This window comes from Paenibacillus sp. FSL R7-0312, assembly GCF_038004445.1.
Taxonomy (GTDB): domain Bacteria; phylum Bacillota; class Bacilli; order Paenibacillales; family Paenibacillaceae; genus Paenibacillus_AQ.
The window spans coordinates 5,676,734-5,699,311 of record NZ_JBBORE010000001.1 but is presented as its reverse complement, the minus strand read 5'-3'; the positions used below and the strand labels follow the sequence as shown (position 1 = coordinate 5,699,311).

The 22,578-nt window shown below is 54.7% G+C and carries 18 protein-coding genes; 15 read left to right on the top strand and 3 right to left on the bottom strand.

Annotated features, from left to right (window positions below; genetic code table 11):
• Nucleotides 1-53: 53 nt before the first annotated feature.
• Entirely contained in the window at nt 54-1,322 is a 1,269-nt protein-coding gene (ftsW, locus tag MKX70_RS25105; RefSeq protein WP_340841081.1) for a putative lipid II flippase FtsW, read from the bottom strand.
• The gene (locus MKX70_RS25100; protein ID WP_042212854.1) at nt 1,319-1,666 is read right to left on the bottom strand and encodes a YugN family protein; all 348 of its coding nucleotides are present in this window, start codon (nt 1,664-1,666) and stop codon (nt 1,319-1,321) included. Before MKX70_RS25100 ends, ftsW begins: the two co-directional genes overlap by 4 nt.
• Before the next feature lie 240 nt (nt 1,667-1,906).
• Here MKX70_RS25100 and MKX70_RS25095 point away from each other — a divergent pair, with 240 nt between their 5' ends.
• The 14 genes from MKX70_RS25095 to MKX70_RS25030 all read left to right on the top strand — a co-directional run bounded on the left by MKX70_RS25095 (nt 1,907) and on the right by MKX70_RS25030 (nt 17,474).
• The gene (locus MKX70_RS25095; protein WP_042235714.1) at nt 1,907-3,079 is read left to right on the top strand and encodes a M20 family metallopeptidase; all 1,173 of its coding nucleotides are present in this window, start codon (nt 1,907-1,909) and stop codon (nt 3,077-3,079) included.
• Nucleotides 3,080-3,159: 80 nt separating this feature from the next.
• Complete coding sequence (locus tag MKX70_RS25090; protein WP_340841080.1) at nt 3,160-3,591, top strand: CBS domain-containing protein; 432 nt, start codon at nt 3,160-3,162, stop codon at nt 3,589-3,591.
• A 171-nt stretch (nt 3,592-3,762) separates the two neighbouring features.
• Entirely contained in the window at nt 3,763-5,475 is a 1,713-nt protein-coding gene (locus tag MKX70_RS25085) for a DNA repair helicase XPB (protein WP_042235718.1), read from the top strand.
• Nucleotides 5,472-7,637 carry a helicase-associated domain-containing protein gene (locus MKX70_RS25080; RefSeq protein ID WP_340841079.1) on the top strand — a complete coding sequence of 722 codons (2,166 nt, stop codon included), beginning with the start codon at nt 5,472-5,474 and terminating at the stop codon, nt 7,635-7,637. The genes MKX70_RS25085 and MKX70_RS25080 overlap by 4 nt, the downstream gene beginning before the upstream one ends.
• Before the next feature lie 46 nt (nt 7,638-7,683).
• Complete coding sequence (locus tag MKX70_RS25075) at nt 7,684-8,121, top strand: YlbF family regulator (RefSeq protein WP_042235721.1); 438 nt, start codon at nt 7,684-7,686, stop codon at nt 8,119-8,121.
• Between the two features lie 42 nt (nt 8,122-8,163).
• A complete protein-coding gene (locus MKX70_RS25070) occupies nt 8,164-8,427 on the top strand; it encodes a YlbG family protein (RefSeq protein WP_020432997.1) in 264 nt (87 codons plus the stop codon).
• A 399-nt stretch (nt 8,428-8,826) separates the two neighbouring features.
• Nucleotides 8,827-10,335, top strand: a complete 1,509-nt coding sequence (locus tag MKX70_RS25065) for an ethanolamine ammonia-lyase reactivating factor EutA (RefSeq protein WP_340841078.1) — start codon at nt 8,827-8,829, stop codon at nt 10,333-10,335.
• A 20-nt stretch (nt 10,336-10,355) separates the two neighbouring features.
• Complete coding sequence (locus tag MKX70_RS25060) at nt 10,356-11,711, top strand: ethanolamine ammonia-lyase subunit EutB (protein ID WP_340841077.1); 1,356 nt, start codon at nt 10,356-10,358, stop codon at nt 11,709-11,711.
• Nucleotides 11,712-11,731: 20 nt separating this feature from the next.
• Nucleotides 11,732-12,442 (top strand): ethanolamine ammonia-lyase subunit EutC, encoded by a 711-nt coding sequence (eutC, locus tag MKX70_RS25055; RefSeq protein ID WP_042235724.1) that lies wholly within the window; start codon nt 11,732-11,734, stop codon nt 12,440-12,442.
• Nucleotides 12,443-13,052: 610 nt separating this feature from the next.
• Nucleotides 13,053-13,961, top strand: a complete 909-nt coding sequence (locus tag MKX70_RS25050; protein WP_042235727.1) for an EAL domain-containing protein — start codon at nt 13,053-13,055, stop codon at nt 13,959-13,961.
• Nucleotides 13,942-14,910, top strand: a complete 969-nt coding sequence (locus MKX70_RS25045) for a GGDEF domain-containing protein (RefSeq protein WP_042235730.1) — start codon at nt 13,942-13,944, stop codon at nt 14,908-14,910. Before MKX70_RS25050 ends, MKX70_RS25045 begins: the two co-directional genes overlap by 20 nt.
• A gap of 117 nt (nt 14,911-15,027) precedes the next feature.
• A complete protein-coding gene (locus MKX70_RS25040) occupies nt 15,028-15,465 on the top strand; it encodes a hypothetical protein (RefSeq protein WP_042235732.1) in 438 nt (145 codons plus the stop codon).
• 122 nt (nt 15,466-15,587) lie between these two features.
• Nucleotides 15,588-16,487, top strand: coding sequence for a selenium metabolism-associated LysR family transcriptional regulator (locus MKX70_RS25035; RefSeq protein WP_340841075.1), 900 nt, complete (start codon nt 15,588-15,590; stop codon nt 16,485-16,487).
• A gap of 126 nt (nt 16,488-16,613) precedes the next feature.
• On the top strand, nt 16,614-17,474 hold the full coding sequence (locus tag MKX70_RS25030; protein ID WP_445323715.1) for a PHP domain-containing protein: 861 nt from the start codon (nt 16,614-16,616) through the stop codon (nt 17,472-17,474).
• Between the two features lie 154 nt (nt 17,475-17,628).
• Here the strand turns inward: MKX70_RS25030 and MKX70_RS25025 are convergent, their stop codons facing one another.
• Nucleotides 17,629-19,515, bottom strand: a complete 1,887-nt coding sequence (locus MKX70_RS25025) for an Rqc2 family fibronectin-binding protein (RefSeq protein ID WP_042235736.1) — start codon at nt 19,513-19,515, stop codon at nt 17,629-17,631.
• A gap of 190 nt (nt 19,516-19,705) precedes the next feature.
• Between MKX70_RS25025 and MKX70_RS25020 the strand changes: the two genes are divergently transcribed.
• Nucleotides 19,706-22,516, top strand: a complete 2,811-nt coding sequence (locus tag MKX70_RS25020) for a calcium-translocating P-type ATPase, SERCA-type (protein ID WP_340841074.1) — start codon at nt 19,706-19,708, stop codon at nt 22,514-22,516.
• Nucleotides 22,517-22,578: the final 62 nt, after the last annotated feature.

Genomic DNA, 22,578 nt, shown 5'->3' with positions numbered 1-22,578 from the left:
CATTCCGGACTGCCTTTTGTTATACCCTATTCAACCGGTCAGGATGCAGCCACTTAACGGGCACGCGTGCTGGCACGGCTATTCGCACGCACCTGTCTGACGGTAGTGACAGACTTGACGACTTCCTCTTTGGAGGGACGGTTGGTTTCCCTGGAGATGCTGAGCATAATCCCCATACAGAGCATGGTGACCAGCAGGGAAGAGCCGCCGTAGCTGATGAAGGGTAACGTAACTCCCGTAAGCGGAATAGTGTTGGTCACACCGCCTATATTGATAAAGGCCTGAATCGCAATCAGCCCCATCACACCTATGCCGACCAGTGTGCCGAAGGGGTCTGTACACCGCAGTGCGATCAGAATGCCTCTCCAGATGAAATACAGATAGAGCAACAGGAAGATAGAGGTTCCTACAAATCCGAGCTCTTCACCGATAATGGCAAAAATAAAATCCGTATAAGGGTACGGCAGATAGTGCAGCTTCTGAATGCTTTGACCGAAACCGGAGCCATGTGTCCCGCCTTCACCTAAAGCGATCAGTGATTGCATAATATTATAGCCGCTGCCATCAGAGTTACTCTCGGGATCCAGAAAGGCTTCAATCCGGCCTTGTCTGTAATCCTGATTGGCCGCTGCCTTCTCGGTCGGCGGTGACAGGGAGTCGATGGCAGTCTTCGCTCCCATGACCAGTGCGACACCCAGCACCAGCAAGCTGATCGAACCAAGAATATGCTTCATGCTTGCGCCGCCGGCATAGATAACAAGTCCGCTGGTAGCCACGAGAATCAGACAGGAGCCCAGATCCGGCTGCATCATGATCAGTCCGGCCACTATGCCGACGATGACCATTACAGGGATATATCCGGTTCGAAGATCCCGCAGGCGTTCGCCTTTTTTGGTTATGAGTGCAGACAGGTACAGGATGATGGAGATCTTGGCCAACTCGGTAGGCTGGATGCCTAATCCGCCAATATTCATCCAGCTCTTGGCTCCGTTAATTCTCTCGGTGGTGGCCACGAACAGCAGTAGCACCAGGGTGATGACGAAGATCGGAGCGTACCATTTCTTGAACTTGCTGTAGTGGATATTCATCACCGTGAACATGACGAAGCTTCCCAGCACGGCCCAGACCAGCTGGCGTTTCACGAAATAAAAAGCGTCATAGCTGAATTTCTCACTGGCCAGAGTCAAGCTGGAGCTGGCGCTGAACACCATGACCAGTCCGAAGCCGACAAGCAGCAACGTGAGAATGAGCAATTGGAAATCGGGCGTTCCTCTTTTGGGCAGGCTGGCTTTGGAGGCTATCTTTCCCTTCGCGGTACTCAAGCTTCCAGCAGCTCTTTCAGTTGATGAATATGCTTCGTTGCCGTATCCAGCACCGGTTGAGGCACAGGAGATTCATACTCCAGACCATGGGGGAAAGTGGCTTTGCCCAAGTAGACGGCTTCAATGGCCAGTATGGCATCCGCCTTTTCCAGCTTCCCTTCCACAGCGCGGGTGTTGATCCGCAGGAAGTACTCGCCGCCGTTCTGGCGGTCTTCTATCTTGCAGTCGTATGTAGCGCGGTAGTATTCCCACTGCCAGCGGATAAACCCGGCTTTGGTTGCGCTCTCGTCCAGATAAAGAAGGTCACTCTTCAATCCTTCGAGGCCCGTGTTCTCAAATATCATAGCGCACAACTCCCCTGTTATGAAGTATAATGAAACATTTGTAATTAAAATTTGCGATGTTCCTCCTCATGATAGTATGTTTCACGGGGTTGTGCAAGGTAGAGCGGGCCTATTGATACCTACTTTTTTGTGTTTCTGCTACAATAAAAGATATATGGCATGCTGCGGCCGGTCTTTACATAGAAGAGTCAGACTGCAGGCTTGTCCGAAGTATGCTGCCGGAGAAGGGAATGGAGAATTATGGAGAGGTTAACGGTAGAGGACCTGCTGCCGGAGATGGTGAAATGGCGCCGCCATTTACACCGCCATCCGGAGCTGTCTTATCAGGAGAAGGAGACATCCGCCTATGTCGGGGCAAGACTGTCCGAACTGGGGATTGAAGTTAGAAGAAGCGGGTCCGGCTACGGGCTGACAGGTATACTTACAGGGGCATTGCCCGGCAGAACGGTTGTTCTGCGCGCAGATATGGATGCCCTGGCGATTACTGAAGAGAATGGGCGGGAGTATGCTTCGCAGAATCCCGGGGTTATGCATGCTTGCGGTCATGACGGGCATACGGCTATGCTGCTGGCTGCGGCTGCCTATTACAGCGCACGCCGTGAAGAAATCCGTGGCGAGATCCGTTTCCTGTTCCAGCCGGCGGAAGAGGTCTGTCCGGGCGGTGCAATGGGGATGATCGCAGAAGGGGTGCTGGAAGGTGCAGATGCCGTCTATGGGCTGCATCTGTGGACGCCGTTTCCGCTAGGAACCGTGGGCAGCGCGCCAGGCCCGCTGATGGCTTCTGCCGATGAATTTTTCATCGATATTATCGGCAAGGGCGGCCACGGCGGCATGCCGCACCGTACGGTGGACAGCATTGTGGCAGGGGCGGCTCTTGTCACCCAGCTGCAGAGCATAGTCAGCCGGACTGTAGATCCGCTGCGTCCTGCAGTGGTCAGCGTAGGAACGATTCAAGGCGGATCTGCCCAGAATATTATTGCCGAGCGCTGCCGGATTACCGGGACTGTGCGCGCGTTCGATGAAGAGACGCGCTATCTGATCCGCCGCAGAATCGAGGAAATGACAGCTTCCATCGCAGCAGCGTATGGGGCAGAGGCGACTGTAGATTATCTGATGGGGTACCCGCCGCTGGTGAACGATGAAGAGGAGTTTAACCGCTTTTACCGTGTCGCCCCGGAAGCGCTGGGTGAAGGCGCTAATGTAATTCTGATGGAGAAAATTATGCCGGCAGAAGACTTCTCGTATTATGTTAAGGAAATTCCCGGCTGCTTCATCTTTGTGGGTGCAGGCAATCCGGACAAGGATGCTGTCTATCCGCATCATCACAGCAAATTTGACATTGACGAGGATGCCATGCTCTATGGGGCGAAGCTTCTGGTAGCTATGGCCGATTCCTGCCTAAATGAACAATAATGTATTTGTATAATATTTGACGCTTGAGGTAAAACTACTCACAAATGGCATGGTGACATGGCAGACAGGAGGGTTCATTCTTGAAGACAGTCAAGGAAGTAATGACCGCCGATCCGGCTTCGGTCACGCTGCTCGATAATATCTATGAGGTTGCCGTCAAAATGAGAGATTACGGGACGGGCTTCATTCCTGTAGTAGATTCGGCCGACGGGGCAACGCTGCTGGGTGTAATCACGGACCGTGATCTTGTACTCCGGGGCTATGCGGACAAGCATCCCGGTTCCACAGCCGTTGAAACCGTCATGAGCCGGGAGGTTATCTCCATTTCGGAGACGGCTTCTGTTGATGAGGCTGCGGAACTGATGGCTTCAAGGCAAATCCGCCGTATTCCGGTGACCCGTGACAAGAAGCTGATCGGAATTGTGTCGCTTGGCGACTTGGCGGTGAAAAGGATTTATGCGGATGAGGCATCAGAGGCGTTAAGCGGAATCTCCCAGCGGCAGCTGCATTAAATAGGGTTATGGAAAGCTCATGTCCGTTACGCGGAGGTGGGCTTTTTCAAAATTGAAATTAATATGTGAAAAGCCCCACGTTGTGGGGTTATTTTGTGCTACCTGTCTATGGGATGATCCAATTCCTGCTGTATTAAAGCTTACACACTATAGATCACAAGGAGGGATACTATGAACACTGATGGAACGGGTGCGTGCATTACCAGAGACGACCGGACCGTTCTGCTGGAATGCGGCCATCCCGGTTATGAGGAGGCCAGGGCGGTCCTGGCTGAATTTGCCGAGCTTGTCAAAAGCCCTCCGGTCTATCATACCTACCGGATAACACCGTTGTCCCTGTGGAATGCAGCGGCTGGTGGCCAGGAGGCAGAGGCGGTTATTGCTAAGCTCCGCAGGCTGTCACGCTGGGGAATTCCCTCAGGACTTGAGGGTGAAATCAGGCAGCTGATGTCCCGGTACGGAAGATTGCAGCTGCGCACGCATGTAACGGATCCGCTGCTCATGACGCTCTCGGCTGATCAGGCCGGACTGCTGGATGAACTGGAGGACAGCCTGATTCTGAAAGAACTGGGCTGGTATAGGGCAGGGCCGTTGCACAGCTATTGTCCGAAGAGCAACAGGGGGCTGCTCAAGCAGGAATTAACAGGACTTGGATATCCGGTACTTGATTATGCCGGTTTCCGGGATGGACAGGAGCTGAAGCTTGCCTGGATAGAGGAAGCAGGCAAGGGCGACGGAATTACCGGGGAAGCTTTCGGGCTCCGGGATTATCAGAGGGATGCCGTCAGGAAGTTCCAGGGGATTGGGGGCATCGGCGGCAGCGGTGTTGTTGTTCTGCCTTGCGGAGCGGGCAAAACGGTAGTAGGGATTGCAGTCCTGGAGCATCTGCAGTGTGAAACGCTGATTCTTACCTCCAGTACCACCTCGGTGGAGCAGTGGCGGGGTGAGCTGCTGCAGCGGACGACCCTGAGCGCGGATGAAGTAGGGGAATATACCGGTGAGAAGCGGGAGGTACGGCCTGTCACGGTCGCCACCTATCAGATTCTGACCCACCGTACAGCCAAGGGAGGACCGTTTGTCCACATGAATCTGTTCAATGAGCGGAACTGGGGGCTCATCATTTATGACGAGGTCCATCTGCTCCCGGCTCCTGTCTTCAGGGCTACGGCAGACATTCAGGCTACGCGCCGGCTGGGTCTTACAGCAACACTGGTCCGGGAGGACGGCCGGGAAGGTGATGTGTTCTCCCTGATCGGGCCCAAATGTTACGATCTGCCCTGGAAGGTGCTGGAGAGACAGGGGTGGATTGCGGCAGTGGATTGTACAGAAGTGATTGTCCCGATGGATGAGCGGCTGCGGCAGCAATATATCTATGCCGGGGCGAAAGAACAGTTCCGCCTAGCGGCCGGCAATCAGGCTAAGGCTGCAGCCGCGGCATCGATTGCTGCGGCACATGCCGGGGCGGCGATCTTGGTGATCGGCCAGTACCTGGACCAGCTGGAGCAGCTGGCGGAGACTCTGGGCGCGCCGCTTATTACCGGCAAAACTACACAGAAGGAACGGAGCGCATTGTATGCCGCCTTCAACGAAGGGCGGCTGCCCCTGCTGGTCGTCTCGAAGGTGGCTAATTTTGCCGTTAATCTGCCGGATGCCTCGGTGGCGATTGAGGTATCCGGAGCCTTCGGCTCGCGGCAGGAGGAGGCTCAGCGGCTGGGGCGTATTTTGCGGCCAAAGCCGGGCGACAACAAGGCGTATTTCTATACGCTGGTCTCGGGGGACAGCAGGGAGCAGGAATTCGCCTTGCGGCGCAGGATGTTCTTAACCGAGCAAGGCTACGATTACGCAGTCAGAATGCTGGAATCCGCGGAGGAGGCTATTCTATGATGAGGCAGAAGCCTGATGCAGATGTGCAGAAGCTGACGCCGGAAGCGCAGGCAGTACTCCAGGCGATATATGCGGAACATGCAGCCAGCCCTTGTGCGGCGGATAGCATTGAACGGCTGCGGCCGGCATTCCTGTGCCGCGCTGAGCAGGAGCTCGCGCTGAACGAGCTGCTCACGGCAGGAATGCTGGAGCTGCGCCAGAAAATGTGGGGAGAGAAGCTGTATCAGATCCCGCAGCAGAGGTTCCCCCGGATCGGGCGTAGCTTCTGGCCTGCCCGTCCGCAGAGTCTTGGAGAAACAGATGTACAGGCCCAGCTTGCTACCTGCACGGGTCTGGCTGCTGAGCTGTTCCGGGGGCTGTTATTTACAGCGCGGGAGGGCTTGCCGCTGACAGCCAAGGGACTTATACACAAGAAGCAGCTTGGCTTGCTCGCAGGCCAGCTGTCGGTGCAGGAGGAGCATCTGGCTGGACTTAAGCTGAACCAGGACAGTCCTGAGCTTTACCCGCTTTCGGTAACGGTTATCGTAGATTTGATGGTTGTTCTGGGTCTGATCAGCCGCAGCAGCAGCGGATATTTAATAGATATAACGAAGCTGCAGTGCTGGCTGGCGCTGACCGAGCAGGAGATGACCGATATGCTATACCGCATAGTAATCAGCCGATACGGCTCTCCGAAGCCTGATGAACAGCATTTCAGGCATGTGATCTCCACAGCTGAATTCCCCTCGGGAGAATGGTTTGCCGTGCCGCCTCTTCTAGATTGGATGATACAGAGCGGCCTAACCAAGGTGCAGTCGGATGCCGGGCCGGACGCTTCGGAGCTTCATGCGTCCGCCATTGCCTGGCTCCGCTGCCTGGCAGGCTTCGGATGGTGTGACCTGGGTTATTCAGCCAAGGGAGAGCTCTGCTTCCGGTGGAAGGCAGTGAAGCCGCAACTGGACGGAGCTTCGGCAGGTACAATAGAACCGGAGATAAGTAGAGAAGATTCAGAAATAGTGAAAGCGAAGGAATCTCAACCAGATGAAGTTTGCGGCGGAGTTGCTGTATCAGAAGGCTGGCCAGAACATGGGCAGGAGGAGCAGGAGCAGGAGCAGGAGCAGGATCAGGAGGAGCAGGATCAGGAGGAGATACGTTCCGGCTGCTCATTGAAGTCAGGGGAGACTGGCGCGGACTGGGGTTTATCCGCAGAATCCGCTGTACCTGCGGCCTGCAGGTTCATTGTCCAGCCGGATTTCGAGGTGCTGGTTCCGCCTGAAGTTCCTTATGCCATCCGCTGGACCCTGGCAGGATACGCCGAGCTGCTGCATAATCAGGACCTCTGGAGCTTCCGGCTGACCCGTGAAATGCTGGAGTCCGCAGCGGAGCTGGGCTGTCCTCCCGGGAATGCCATTGCTTGGCTTACCGCGCATGCTCAGGGGGGGCTGCCGGAGCAAGTGGAGCTGTCGCTGCGGCAGTGGGCTAAGGGAATCGGGCGGACATCATTGTATGAGGTTATTCTGCTGTCCTGTGCAGGTGAACAGGACAGCGGAGATATTGCTGCCCATCCCCGGCTGCAGGATAGTCTGACCCGGATTGGCCCGCTCCACTTCATCGTTCGCCCGGAATCTGTCGGCCAGCTGCGCAAGGAGCTGGCTGCAGCCGGGCTGGCTCCGCCCAGAATCATCGGCGGCCGGGAGCAGGCCTTGCAGCCGCACAACCCGTTCGGACCTTTTGAACGGTCCGCTGCAACGCTCCGTTATGAGCTTCCTTCTCCTGCCGGGGAACGGGGACTGATTGATGCTGCTCCGTATCCGAAGCTCCTGCCGCTGGCGGGGACAGCGCAGGATCAGGAGCTGCTTCCGGGTGAAGATGCCGTTCCGCAAATGTGGTTCAACCACTGGAGGCAATACCATGTGACCACTGCGCAGAAGGTGATGGAGCAGGCGCTGGGCTGGGGAATCAAGGTTAGAATTTCCGTGCAGGGCCAAACAGCAGACTTCATTCCGGAGCAAATAAGCGGCCGCCCGTGGAGAGTACGTGGGAATCTGCTGCGTTCAGGTTCAGGGACTGTAGAGCAGATTCAGCTTGCTGCCGAAGACTGGCAGGAAATGAAGCTGCTGCATCCGGTCAAACAGAGAAATTCCTCTTCTTCTGGAGCAACCGGATATGTTATGATAAGGTAGTCTACCGTTTGCGGTAGAACATTAATGCAGAAAAGAGTTGAAGTTCATGAGCGTAGCGGAATTAAATACGGTCGATATGGCCGAAGTGCTGACATACGCCTATGAATTAGGCGATATGATTAACCAATCCGCCGAAGTGTCGGATTACTTATACTGGAAAGGGCGGGTCGATCAGAGCCCCGAAATCCAGGCCATGGTCAAACGGCTGCAGAGCAAGAAGGAGCTGTTTGAGGAGACACAGCGGTTTGGACATTTTCACCCGAACTATCATTCGGCCAAGGATGAGGTTGAGTTAGTAGAGCGGGAGATGGAACAGTTCGAAGAGGTTGTCCGCTTCAAGAATGCGGAGAAGACGCTGGATGATATTCTTCACTCCATGTCTGAAGCAATCGCCTTCTCGGTATCGGACAGCATCAAGGTTCCGAGCAATGACCCGTCCCCCAAAGGCGGATGCGGCAGCGGAGGCAAATGCTCTTGCGGATAAGCTGGCCGTATGGAGAATAGAGAAAGAAAGGCGGATGAGCTTATGTTTGCGGAACGGACAGGTTATATCGTTTGGGTTAGCGACGTCAAGGCAGCGCGTAACCTGGAGAAATACGGAACACTGCACTATGTTTCCCGAAAAATGCACTATGCGGTAATGTATGTGAACGCGGAACGCGCCGAGGAAGTTATGAAGAATGTCCGCAGACTTTCCTACGTGCGCAAGATTGAGCGTTCCTACCGCAATGAACTCAAGACTGAATACACCAGCAATGGACCGGACAAGTCCCGTTATTACGGTTTGTAAATTCAAATATAGTTATATTGGACAGGCGCCGCTGGCGTCTGTTTTTTTGAATTTAATGTATTTCTTGATCACTTAAACAATGCTCCAGCGATAGGGAAGACGAGCCGGATGTATGCGAAAAACCGAATACAATGTGGGGTACGAATACCTTGGAATCAGCCGGTAGTGGGATGTGGATGACATTATGCAGGGGAATGTTAATTAAATTGACAGCTAACCGCCGGTGACTTACTATATCCTCAAGGAAAGCAAGCTGATCGCGCTGGGACTATCTGCAATAGATCTATACAATAAATACAACACAATAAATACAACACAACGAGTACAACAGAGGGCACAGACGTAATAGGTACGCATGGCAGAGCGATGCAAGGCTGATAAGGCGTCTTTTTTTATATCATGGCACTGCGGCAGGCGGGAGGGAATGGTATAGAACCGAAGCGCGAAATTACCAGTGTCGGAATTGATATTGGAACGAGTACGACTAAAATAGTCTTCAGCAGACTTACGGTCGGACGGAGATATGGTGTGTCCATGCTGCCGCAATATCAAATCACGGAGCGGAATATTATATATGAGAGCCCAATGCATCTAACACCGCTGATAGGCGAATCGCAAATTGATCTTCCGGCATTACAGCGGATTCTGTCGGCAGAGTACCGCAGTGCGGCACTGAAGCCTGAGGAGGTAGATACAGGGGCTGTCATTATTACTGGAGAAACGGCGGTAAGATCGAACGCGGATTCCATCCTCCATCAGCTGGCGGGAGAGTCGGGAGAGTTCGTGGTTGCCCAGGCGGGCGGGGATCTGGAGGCTGTCCTTGCAGGCAAAGGCGCTGGAGCGGAGGCTTATTCGCGAAGAGCGGCGGGGACGATAGTCAATGTGGATATCGGAGGTGGCACAGCAAACGCGGCATATTTCAACAGCGGAAGCATTATAGGAACCTTGAACTTTCATATCGGCGGCCGGCTGATTATGCTGGATAAGGCTGGAACCGTAGCGAAAATATATCCCGCAGCCCGGCAATGGCTGAACCGGGAAGGGCTGTGGCTGCAAGAGGGGGAGCAGACGGATTGGCCTGTGCTGCAGGAGATCACCCGGAGATGGAGTGAACTGCTGCTGGAGAACCTGCTTAAGGGCAGTGATCCGCAAGCCTGTCCATTAATTTATGGTCACCCGGACCTTCCGGTTGCATTTGCAAGAGAGGCTACAGTTACGGAGCTCTGGATCTCCGGGGGTGTGGGTGCATTAATGGAGCAGGCCGCTCCCCGCAATATCGCGGAGACTGCAAGGTATGGGGATATCGGGCCACTGCTCGCTCATGCCATTATAAAGGCGTCCGAACACTACCCGGTGAAGCTACAGGTCGCTCCAGGCGCGCAGCGGGCTACAGTGATTGGTGCCGGTGTTCATACCCTGCAGCTCAGCGGTTCAACGGTTTATGCAGACCCCAACCTGCTGCCTCTGCGGAATATTCCCGTTGTAGAGCTGGTCTGGCCCGTACAGGTCCAGGACGGTGAGCAGCCGGATGAGATATTGGCCTCTATACAAGCCGCTTTTGCTGCGGGAGCCATAAGGCACGGTTCAAATGAACCGGAAGAAATGCAGTTTGCAATCGCCATCCCCGAAATGAACTCCTGCTCCTATTCTGTGTTACGCCGGATTGCTGAAGCAGTGACCGGGTGCTCCCGGAAGTATAAGCTGAAGCTTTGCATCCTGATCTGTGAGAATGACATTGCCAAAGCTTTGGGCAATTGTATCTATCTGCTATCCCAAGGCGGGCAAGCCTGCGTCTGTCTGGACCAGATTTCAGTGGCACATGGCGATTATATTGACATTGGAATCCCGGTGGACGGGGATTATATACCGGTTGCCGTCAAGACCCTGGTCTTTAGTTCAACGAATTAGGCGGAAAGGAATGAAGCGCGATGAAACTGACCGTCTCTTTGCTTGGCCAAAGCTACCGGTTTCATGATCTGAAGGAGCTGTTTGCCAAGGCAAATGAAGAAAAGTCCGGGGACCAGCTTGCCGGAATTGCTGCAGCGGACGACCGCGAACGGATGGCAGCCAAGCTTGTGCTGGCCGGCTTGACGCTGGCGGATATCCGCAGCCACCCGCTGCTGCCTCCAGAGACTGACGAGGTATCCAGAGTGATCGAAGAGGGAGTGGATGAAGCGGTCTACGAAACGATCCGCAGCTGGACGGTTGGAGAGCTGAGGGAACAGCTGCTCGCTGCCTCTGAGACTAAGGTGCGCCGGATCGGCAGAGGCCTGAATAGTGAGATGGCCGCTGCGGCTGCCAAGCTGATGTCCAATCTGGATCTGATCCAGGCCGCGGCCAAGTGTGAAGTGATTACCCGCTGCAATACTACGCTGGGAGAACGCGGGCGGCTCGGGAGCCGGGCCCAGCCCAATCATCCTGCGGATGATCCGCTGGGGATGAAGGCTTCCGTCTATGAAGCATTGAGCTACGGCATCGGGGATGCGGTAATCGGTATCAATCCGGTCATTGATACAACAGAGAATATTATCCGCCTCTTCCATGAAACCAAAGAGGTCATTCACAGATGGGGCATACCAACGCAGAACAGTGTGCTTGCTCATGTGACCACCCAGATGAGAGCCATATCCAAGGGGGCTCCGGCGGATCTGATCTTCCAGAGTCTTGCCGGTACACAGAGCGGCAACCAATCCTTCGGGATTGATCTGCGGTTACTGCAGGAGGCGGATCAGCTGATCCGGGAGTCCGGCACGGCCAGCGGGGAGAACCGCTGGTATTTCGAGACGGGGCAAGGGTCTGAGCTGTCAGCGGGCGGTCATCACGGTGTGGACCAGCTTACACTGGAATCCCGCTGCTATGGAATGGCCAAAGCGTTCAAGCCGTTTCTGGTGAACACCGTCGTCGGTTTTATCGGACCCGAGTACCTGTATGACAGCAAGCAGGTAATCCGGGCCGGGCTTGAGGATCATTTCATGGGCAAGATCCAGGGACTCCCAATGGGTGTGGATGTCTGTTATACGAACCACATGAAGGCAGACCAGAATGACATGGATAACTTAGCTGTCCTCCTGGCAGCAGCGGGTGTGAACTTCTTCATCGGAGTTCCAATGGCGGATGACTGCATGCTGAATTACCAGTCGACCAGCTTTCATGATATTGCTACTGTACGGGAGCTGCTGCGTCTGCAGCCGGGGGCAGAGTTCTCGGCCTGGGCGGACAAAATGGGCATCCTGAAGAATGGCCGACTGACTGCACTTGCCGGGGATCCCACATTATTCATTTAAACAGCGAAGGAGGGGCAAGCATGGCATTCTACGATCCGGAGGGAATGGAAAGATTGCGTAAGGCTACACCGGCGCGGATCGGCACAGGCCGGGCAGGAACACGGCCGACGACCCGTGAGCAGCTGCAGCTGCGCCTGGATCATGCGGCTGCAGTCGATTCAGTATACGGCAGCGTCAGCAGCACGTTGCTGGATGAGCTGGAGCTGTTTGCGGTTGACTCAGAGGTGACGGACAAGGAGCTGTACCTGAAACGGCCGGATCTGGGCCGGCAGCTGCCGGAGAGCAGTATCCGGCAGCTGCGGGAGCGCTGTATCCAGGCTCCCCAGGTGCAGATTGTGGTGTCGGACGGACTAAGTGCCGATGCCATTGACAGCAACCTGCGGGATATCTATCCGGCGCTGCTGGACTCTCTGTCGGTTCACGGTCTGGCTGCGGGGACGCCGTTTTTTGTACGGAAGGCCAGGGTCGGCTGTATGAATGCTATTGGCGATATTCTGGAGCCCGAAGTGATTGTAATGCTGATCGGAGAACGCCCGGGACTGATCACCTCCCGGTCTATGAGTGCTTATCTTGGCTACAGGCCGCGTTCCGGAATGACAGATTCCCAGCGGATGGTCCTGTCCAACATTCATCAGGGAGGTACTCCTCCGGTAGAGGCCGGCGCCCATCTGGGCAGCCTGATTGCCAGGATGCTGGAGCTCAGAATGAGCGGAGTCGGCCTGGAGCTGTAACTGAGGCTTTAATTCTAACGCATCCTAATTAAGTCTGATGCTCTTGTGTGTTTCTAACTTAACCTCATTCCGCAATTGCGGGCCTGAGGTTATTTGCTGTACCTGGAAATATCCTGAATATGTTCCGGTTAGTACAACAGTTCATTTAATGCAGTAATTTGTGTATTCAGTTTCAAATGGGTATTCAGTGATAGCTGTATTCTGTACTGTTAAACACAGCGAAAAGATGTGCGTGCATCTTATAACTGTATTCTGTACAACTAAATCTGCGAGAATCGGTGGAAGCCTTCTGCTACAGTCACTTTAATTGCACGAAATACAACTAAACGGAGAGGTGGTTGAAAATCAGAAGATTTAGTTGTGAAAAGTGCAATTATGCATACCGGATACTCTTAGGCATATACCATAACCGGGTCATTCCAGACCCTCAGCAGGCGGTTTGCCCATGTGTTTTTCACTAGTGTGAATCTAACGTTATACCAGTCCGGGCCTGTTCTAAATTACTGCCGGAAACCGATGACTGCCCCCCCATAGTTTATACCTGCTTAATACTTCCGGACTATGCTGGAGAGAGTGACAAAATTCACGAAGAAAACATACAGGTGATAAAATGAATAAATCAGGGACTCTGTCCCGCAAGCTGGCGGCACTGCCGCAATACCTCCAGCATCTGAGCGGAAGATTAAGGGAAGAAGCCAGGGAGCTGGGGAGATTATCCATGCTGCTTGATATTATGGATAAGGAAATGCTGGATACATACTTTCAGCCGATTCTGCATCTGCGGAGCGGGACAACGATCGGACATGAAGTACTGAACCGGCCGCCCAGCTCCCCGCAGTTTCCGAGCACCGAGCATTTCTATGATTTTGCCGGAAGGACAGAGCAGATGTTCAGATTCGAGCAGTATTGCCGGAGAATGTCCTTGTCCCGTTATATGGAGAGGCTGCCTGGGGCGGAGGCTGCGGGTGATAAACTGGTATTTATTAATGTGCATCCGGGAGTGCTGAATGATTCCCGCCACAAAAGCGGTGAAACTCTTACCCTCCTGAAGGAGCTGGGACTTGCGCCGGAGCGTGTGGTGTTTGAGCTGACGGAACGTCAGGCGGTGCAGGATTATATCGGATTCGAGAAAGTGCTGTCCCATTATCGTGAACAGGGCTTCCGCATTGCCGTTGACGATGCCGGTTCCGGTTATAATAGCCTCAAGACGCTAGTCTACCTGAAACCGGAGTTCATTAAGCTGGACAAGTCGCTGATTCGCGGAATTCACAGCAGCAGGGAACAGCAGGAGCTGCTGGAGCTAGTCAGGGAATACGCGGACCGCTCGTCCACCCGGGTGATTGCCGAAGGCATCGAGACGGCGCAGGAGCTGCTTTTTTTACAGAAGGCGGGAGTGGAGTTTGGTCAAGGTTATGCGCTTGGAAGACCGGCCCATCTGCCTGAACATGGAGGATTCCCTACTTCGGCACAGCCGTTTCCAGTAAGAGGAGGGTATAGGCATGTTTCTTCAAATTGGTGAAATCGCCGAACAGATTCCGGAAATTACGATTCATCACAAATGCGAGTTTGTAGATCAGATTTTCAAAAAGAATCCACAGCTCCAAGGCGTCGCAGTAACTGAGAATGGCTATACGGTAGCGCTCATCATGAGAATCCGTTTTTATCAGCAGATCGGTACGCTGTACGGTTATACGCTGTATATGGGCAGATCCGTGGAGCTGGTGATGGATAAAAATCCGCTTGTGGTGGATTATAAGACGCCGATCATTGATGTGAGCAGGCTGGCTATGGCCAGGAACGATGAGAATCTGTACGACTATGTGATCGTCACCCACGGGAACGCATTGTTCGGAGCGGTGAGTGTGCGGGATCTGCTGCTTAATTTTGCAGAAATTCAGGCGGTGGCGGCCAGCTTTCTGAACCCGTTAACAGGACTGCCGGGCAATGTCAGTATTACGGAGTGGATGGTTAGATCGCTGCTGCAGGAGCAGTTCAGTGTTCTTTACATTGATCTGGATCATTTTAAGGCTTACAACGATACATACGGGTTTAAGGAAGGCGACCGGATGATCCAGGCTACGGCGGAGCTTCTGAAGCATGAGGCGCTGCGTCTGGACGGTTTTCTGGGACATATCGGCGGGGATGACTTTATTATTTTCATCAGCCATTACCAATATGAGGAGTGCTGCAGGAGCATCATCAGGGCGTTCGATATGGTGGTAAAAGATTTCTATCATGCAGAGCATCTGGCCCAGCAGTTTGTGCTGACCGAGAGCCGTTCAGGACGGATGGAGGAAATTCCGCTGGTCTCGATCTCCATCGCCGTTGTAACCACCCGCAGCCGCAGATTCGCTTCGGTCGAGGACCTGTCCGAAGAGGCGGCCCGCTTCAAAAAAAGCTGCAAAATGATCAAAGGCAGCAGCTATGTTGATGACAGCGATATCAGCCTTCACAAGAACGGATACTAAGACTATCGCCTCTATGCTTGACGGAGAGGGCGGTATGCTTGAACAACAGACATCAATGCGGTAAGATTGACAACAATAAGAGCATGCCAAGACCCTTTTACGTGGAGTGTGATGACAATGCATGGCAAGGGGATGGAATGGTGGGGGGCGTATGAGCCCTTCCATATCGTGCTGAATGACTACGGGATTGCCGATATCGTGCTTACCCAGCATGCGAAGAGCCGCTATGCGGACCGTGTCGCAGAGGAGGATGACGGGAACGGCGAAGTGACGGCATGGATCTGGCAATGCTTGAAGCAGAACAGGGTGAGACCCTATTCGCTCAGTGAGTATAATGCCTATCTGATCGACGGTGATACGGTGATTGTGGTCGATTTCAGGCAGCTTGAGGGCGTGACTTCGCTCGCTGGTGAGCCGCTGTACGTCATGGTGATAGTGTCGTTTCTAGGCCGGATTTCGGCGACTCCCCAGCTGCGGGATCTCAAGAAGTACTATTCGTGGCTGCGCCACTCCCGCCGCATGAAGCTGATGAAGAAGCGCCGCAGACGCAAATAGAAGGGATGTAAGTCAAGGAAGGCATGCGGCTTAAGGCTGCGTGCCCTTTTTTTGAAGAATAGGCGTTCACCCGAAGCAAATCGCCACTTTGTGTGGTTATTTTGAAAAGGAGTCAGAAAAGCATGAACTTTCACCAGCTACATATTTTTTATACCGTATCCGAACGGGGCAGCTTCTCGGCGGCGGCACTGACGCTGCATATGACACAGCCTGCAGTGACAATGCAGATTCAGGCGCTGGAGGATTATTTCGGGGCCAAGCTGTTTGACCGGTCGACTAAGAAAATAATGCTCTCCGAAGCCGGCCGAACGCTGATGCCGTTCGCGCTGCGCAGTATGCAGCTAATGCGGGAGACGGATCAGGCGATGTCAGCCTTCACCCATATGCTGGAGGGGCGGCTGCAGCTGGGTGCGAGCCTGACCATCGGTGAATATGTGCTTCCGCGTCTGCTCGGTCCCTTCGGCAGGGAATACCCGAACATCTCAATCATGATGAAGGTGATGAATACCACGCAGATTATGGAGGAGATTAACAAACACCAGCTGAACTTCGGGCTGATCGAAGCGCCGGTATCCCATCCGGATATGGTCATCGAGCCGGTCATGGGCGATGAGCTCAAGCTGATCGTTCCGCAGGGTCATCCGCTGGCGGAGCTGTCTGAAGTTACCCTGAGTGATGCGCTCGGTTATCCGTTCGTGCTGCGTGAGCAGGGCTCAGGGACACGGAGGGTGATGGAAGAGCAACTGGTAGTGAAGGGACTTGATCCCGGTGACATGCGGATTGTGATGGAGCTGGGCAGTACAGGTGCAGTGAAGTCGGCTGTGGAGGCAGGGCTTGGAATAACGATTATTTCAACATCATCGGTTAAGCATGAGGTAGCGCTCGGACTGCTGAAGATTGTTAATCTCACAGATGCCTCATTCAAACGGCAGTTCTACGCGATTCATCTGAAGTCAACACTGCTGCCGATTTCGGCCGTGACATTCCTGACCTTCCTGCGCCAGCATGCAGACGGGCAATAGCTCATAAGAACGGCTAAGGCGTCTGCCCCTGGGCGGGTCCGGAAGCCGCAGACAAGATATACACTTGGAGAATGGAGGGGGATTCATATGGAAGTGAAGAATAATAACAGTGAATATACACAGGGAATAGAAGAGGGGCATGCACCGGGAAGATGTGATCTGCATAGCCATACACAGGCTTCGGACGGTATGCAGCCTCCTGCTGAGAATGTGCGTCTGGCTTATGAGAAAGGGCTGGCGGCAGTAGCCATTACCGACCATGATACCGTAAGCGGTATTGCAGAAGCGGTGGAAGCCGGTAAGCGGCTCGGTATTACTGTAGTTCCAGGTGTAGAGATCAGCACGAGGACCGGAGGGAAAGAGATTCACGTGCTCGGCTATTATATCGATACGGAGCAGGAGCTGTTCCTGTCCCGGCTGGAACAGCAGCGGAATACCCGCCTAGGGCGAAATGAGGCAATAATAGACAAGCTTCGCGGGCTGGGGATTGAGATCAGCATGGAGCAGGTGTTATCGGGCATGGGCCGGGAGCTGAAGCCGGATGAGAGTGTCGGCCGGCCGCATATTGCCGATGAGCTGGTGCGCCTGGGAGCAGCAGCGGACATGCGGGATGCGTTTGATAAATATCTGGCTGAAGGTGCAGCGGCGTATGTATCGCCTCCACGCATCACGCCGGAAACCGCCTGCCGCTGGATACAGGAAGCGGGCGGTGCAGCGGTGCTGGCCCATCCCGGTATTTACGGGGATGATGAACTGGTGCGGATGATCTTGGAGACCGGTGCTCTGCGCGGAATCGAGGTCTACCATTCCGATCATGGTCCGTCGGAGCATGAGCGTTATCTTGCGCTGGCTGAGGAATTCGGCCTGCTGGTCACCGGCGGCTCGGATTTCCATGGGGCGCGGCAAGGCGTGATTTTTCACGGGGATATTGGCAGTGTCCATGTATCCACAGCTGTGCTGGAGCAGTTGAAGGCGGCCCGAAGCTGAGCCTGAACCTGAATACAAAGCGATCCTCTTAAGGAAGGGCCGGCAGCCTGTGACAATACCTGCCCTATGAAACTTGAGGGCGGCAAAACCACAAACAACCTCCATTCCATTGGCGATGATGCCAGTGGAATGGAGGTTGTTTGGTTTCCCGGGACTAGCTTCGCAGAACGCTTGCCAGACCTTTGATACGCTCTTCATCCGGTGTGACGAATAGCGTCCGCTGATGATCGTAGATGACGAAGCCCGGTTTCGCTCCGCTGGGCTTGCGGACATGCCGGATCAGGGTGCAGTCTACCGGAACGCTGCTCGACTGCTTGGCCTGGCTGAAGTAGGCGGCGAGCTGTGCAGCTTCTTCCAGGGTGGCATCGCCGAATTCCTCGCTGCGGATGACCACATGCGAACCCGGAATGTCTTTGGTGTGCAGCCAGGTATCGTTTGCTGAAGCCAGCCGGTTGGTGACATATTCGTTCTGGAGATTGTTTTTGCCGACATAGATATCTATGCCTTCGGAAGAGGTGAACACCTGCAGGGTAGGGCGGGTCGCTTTCTTCTTCTTTTTGCCCTTTTTGCTGCGGTCACGCAGGTAGCCCTGGCTTACCAGCTCCTCACGGATTTCCTCTATGTCATTCAGGGAGGCGTGGGCGAGCTGCTGCTGCAGCGTCTCCATGTAGGCAATTTCCTCATGGGTCTTGAGCAACTGTTCGCCGATGACCCGCAGGCTGTTCTTATATTTGTTGTATTTCTTGAAATAGCGCTGCGCATTGTCCGTAGGACTTAACAGCGGATCTAGCGGAACCGTGATTTCTGCCTGATTCTCATCGTAATAGTTTACTAGCTTTGCCGTCTTATCCCCTTTGTTCAAAGTATGCAGGGATGCGAACAGCAGCTCACCCCAGATCCGGAACTGGTCGGCGTCCTGGGCCTCGTCCAGATCCTTCTGCAGATTGGCAAGCTTCTTGATGTTTTTGCCTCGCTCATTGCCGAGGAAACGGATCAGGTCGCTTACCCGCTGCTTCACGGTATCCTTCTCCGCTTTATCCCCGTAATAATCCTCCAGACACGTGCTGATGGAACTGTACTGCTTCACATTCCCGCCCATCAGTTTCAGCGGTATGGCGGAAAAGATCGGTTTGCCTTTGGCATTCAAGCCGGAGATCGGCGAGAACTGCAGCTCCCTTACCGGCTCCATTACGGAATCGAAGGCTTCCCACAGCTGCTCCGGATGTCTTGCCCCGCTGCTGAACTCCAGGGCTCCGCCACCGAGCTCCTGATACCGGAGGACAATCTCTCCGGCAATGAGCGGACTCAGGCCGCTCCAAGCATGAACCAGCCAGCCCGCGGGGTCGGCTGAAGGGGCGGGGCCGCCGGAGCCGTCGATTTTCGGTTCTTCCAGAGAGGCCAGAAGCCCCGCGATCTCGCCTTCAATCATATCCTCTTCAGGTTCTTCCGGATGCTCGGCCGCGTACAGAGCTGCTTCTTCGGCCGAAGCCATCAGGGCAATGAAATCCGCACGACCGGTGCTGAGCGGATTCAGCTTATGCTGCTGCGGCGGTTCGGTATAGGCCGCTCCCGGCATAACGACCCGGTAGCTGCTGATCGACGGGGTGACATGATGAATCCCGTCGATAATCGTGCCGGTGGACAACTCAGTCAGAATGATGTTGCTGTGGCGTCCCATCAGCTCGATGATGATCTTTTTGGCGGAGACATCGCCCAGCTCATCCCGGGTTCTGATTGTAATATGAATAATCCGCTCCATGCCTACCTGCGTGATGCTCTCAATGGTGCCGCCTTCACAATGCTTGCGCATCAGCATGCAGAACATTGGCGCTTCCGCCGGATTGATAGTGCTTCTCTCGGTCAGATGCAGCCGGGGGTAGGTCGGATTCGCTGACAGCAGCAGCTTGCCGCCGCCGCCCGCGCCGCGCAGGGTGAAGATCAGGTCATGTGTGCTGGGTTGATATATTTTGCCGACGCGTGCACCGATGAAGGATTGAAGCTCATGCACGATCGCTTTGGTAACGATGCCGTCTAATGCCATGATAAAGTTCTCCTGTCGCCTAAAAATAATGTACTCCCCCTATGATGCCATACTTTCACTCGTTCGCGCAAAAGGAGAAACCGGATGCGGTGATAATTTGGGACGACCATGAATACACTTGGACATGAACAGGTGGAAAAGCTGTGCGCCGCCGGAAGTCAAGAAACGACCGGGAGGGGAAAGATAAGTCATGGAACAAAAAAGTTGGCACCGCCTCGGTGCAGAGGAGCTGCAGGAGATGTTCGGCGTTCATCCGGAAGCGGGTCTGAGCGCTGAGGCTGCTGCAGAGAGACGTAAAGAGAGCGGGTACAATGAGCTGTCGGAGGGCAAAAAAGTATCGCCTGTTACGCTCATGCTCAATCAGTTCAAGGATTTCATGGTGCTGGTGCTGATGGGTGCGACACTGGTATCCGGGCTGCTCGGCGAATATCTTGATGCGATCACGATTATTGCCATTATTCTGCTTAACGGGGTGCTCGGTTTCGTACAGGAGTTCCGCGCCGAGCGTTCGCTCAGGGCACTGAAACAGCTGTCTGCTCCGTCTGCCAAGGTATTGCGCGGCGGGAAGCAGGAAGTGATTGCAGCCAAAATGCTGGTACCCGGTGATATCGTCCTGCTGGAGAGCGGTGACCGTATCCCTGCGGATGTCCGCTGGCTGCAGTGCAGCGCCCTCTACGCCGAGGAATCGGCACTGACGGGGGAATCCTTACCGGTCTCCAAGCATGCGGAGGTGATTCATGCCGAAGAGATCCCGCTTGGCGACCAGAAGAATATCGGCTTCATGGGCACGATGGTAACCCGGGGAACAGGCCGGGCGGTCGTCGTCCGCACCGGAATGAATACCGAGATGGGCAAGATCGCCGACCTGATCCAGAATACCGAAACCCAGGAAACACCCCTTCAGCACCGTCTGGAGCAGCTGGGCAAGATTCTGATCTATGTCTCCCTGGGCCTCACGATTGTCGTTGTCCTTGCAGGAATCCTGCATGGACAGCCCGCACCGGCGATGTTCCTGGCAGGTGTCAGTCTGGCTGTAGCAGCCATTCCGGAAGGTCTTCCGGCGATTGTAACCATTGCTCTTGCCCTGGGTGTCCAGCGGATGATCAAGCGTAAGGCCATTGTCCGGAAGCTGCCGTCCGTTGAGACCCTGGGCTGCGCCTCGGTCATCTGCTCAGATAAGACGGGAACGCTCACTCAGAATAAAATGACGGTAACGCGGGTGTGGAACGGCGGACGGAGTCTGGAAGTGACCGGAGAGGGGTATTCGCCTGCGGGACATGTACTCCATAAGGGCAAGCCTGTAGATCTGAAGAATGACCAGAGTCTGCGGCGGATGCTGCAGGTAGGCGCTTTATGCAGTAATGCGGAGATTTTTGAGACTGTCGCCGATACACGCGGCAAGAAGAAGGGCAAAGGCGCGGAAGCCGAAAAGGTTGCAGACGCCCAGTCTGTGTGGGAGCTTAAAGGGGATCCGACCGAAGGCGCGCTGGTGACCTTGTCTGCCAAAATGGGGTTAACCGCACAAACGCTTGCTGTTACCTATACCCGGGAAACAGAATTTCCATTTGATTCTGAACGCAAGCTGATGTCTGTGATCGTCAGCCATCCCGGCGGACGGATGATCTGCACCAAGGGCGCGCCTGATGTGCTGCTGAATTGCTGCTCCTATATGCTGTGGGAAGGCGGAGTGGTTCCTTGTACGCCAACCTTGCGCCAGAAGGTGCTGGAGGCCAATGAGGAAATGGCCGGAGGTGCGCTGCGCGTACTGGGGATGGCGTACCGCGAGATGCGTACCGGAGAAGTGGCCGGCAGCGAGAAAGAAGCGGAATGCCAGCTTGTCTTCGTAGGGCTTGCCGGAATGATTGACCCGCCGCGCCGTGAAGTGCGCGATGCGATTCAAGTTACCCGCCGGGCCGGAATCAAAACAGTGATGATTACCGGAGACCATGGAACGACTGCGGAAGCCATTGCCCATCAGCTCGGCATTCTGCAGAGGGGGGGCACTGTCCTAACCGGCAGCCAGCTTACCCGGATGGACGATGATGCACTCGACAAAGTGTCTGATAACGTCTATGTATACGCCCGGGTATCTCCCGAGCATAAGCTGCGGATTATCAAGTCGCTTCAGCGCCAGGGCCATGTGGTGGCGATGACCGGGGATGGTGTGAACGATGCTCCGGCAATCAAGGCGGCCGATATCGGAATCTCCATGGGTATCACCGGCACGGATGTAACCAAAGAAGCATCATCACTTATCTTAGGGGATGACAATTTCTCGACGATTGTTGCAGCCATTGAAGAAGGCCGGAATATCTATGAGAACATCCGCAAGTTTATCCGCTATCTGCTGGCTTCGAATGTCGGCGAGATTCTGACAATGTTCTTCGCCATGATGCTGGGGCTGCCGCTGCCGCTGGTGCCGATCCAGATACTCTGGGTCAACCTGGTCACAGACGGGCTGCCGGCTATGGCGCTTGGGGTAGATCAGCCGGAGAAGGATTTAATGGAGCACAAGCCGCGCGGAGCCAAGGAAAATATCTTTGCCCGCCGTCTGGGCTGGAAGATCGTCAGCCGCGGGCTGCTGATCGGCCTCTGCACCCTGGCCGCATTCTGGCTGACGCTGCGTATTGCCCCGGATAATGCGCAGCAGCTGGTGCGGGCGCAGTCGGTTGCATTTGCCACACTGGTTATGGCCCAGCTCATCCATGTCTTCGACTGCCGCAGCTCCCGGTCGGTATTCCACCGGAATCCGTTCCAGAACAAAGCGCTGGTGCTCGCCGTTCTGTCATCCGTGATCCTGATGCTGGCCGTAATGTACCTGCCGTTCCTGCAGCCGGTATTCAAAACCGTCCCGCTCAGCTTCCGCGAATGGTGCCTGGTGCTGGTAATGGCCGGCGTCCCGACTTTCCTGATGGGTGCGGGCAGCGTCTGGGGCGGCAAGAAGAACCGCAGCCGCAGCGGTGGACGGCAAATGATAAAAAGTACAAAGTTTTCGGCATAAAATCAATAGCATCACTCCACTCCTTTAAGGTATGCTGGTTACACTGGGAAGCTTGGTTTATG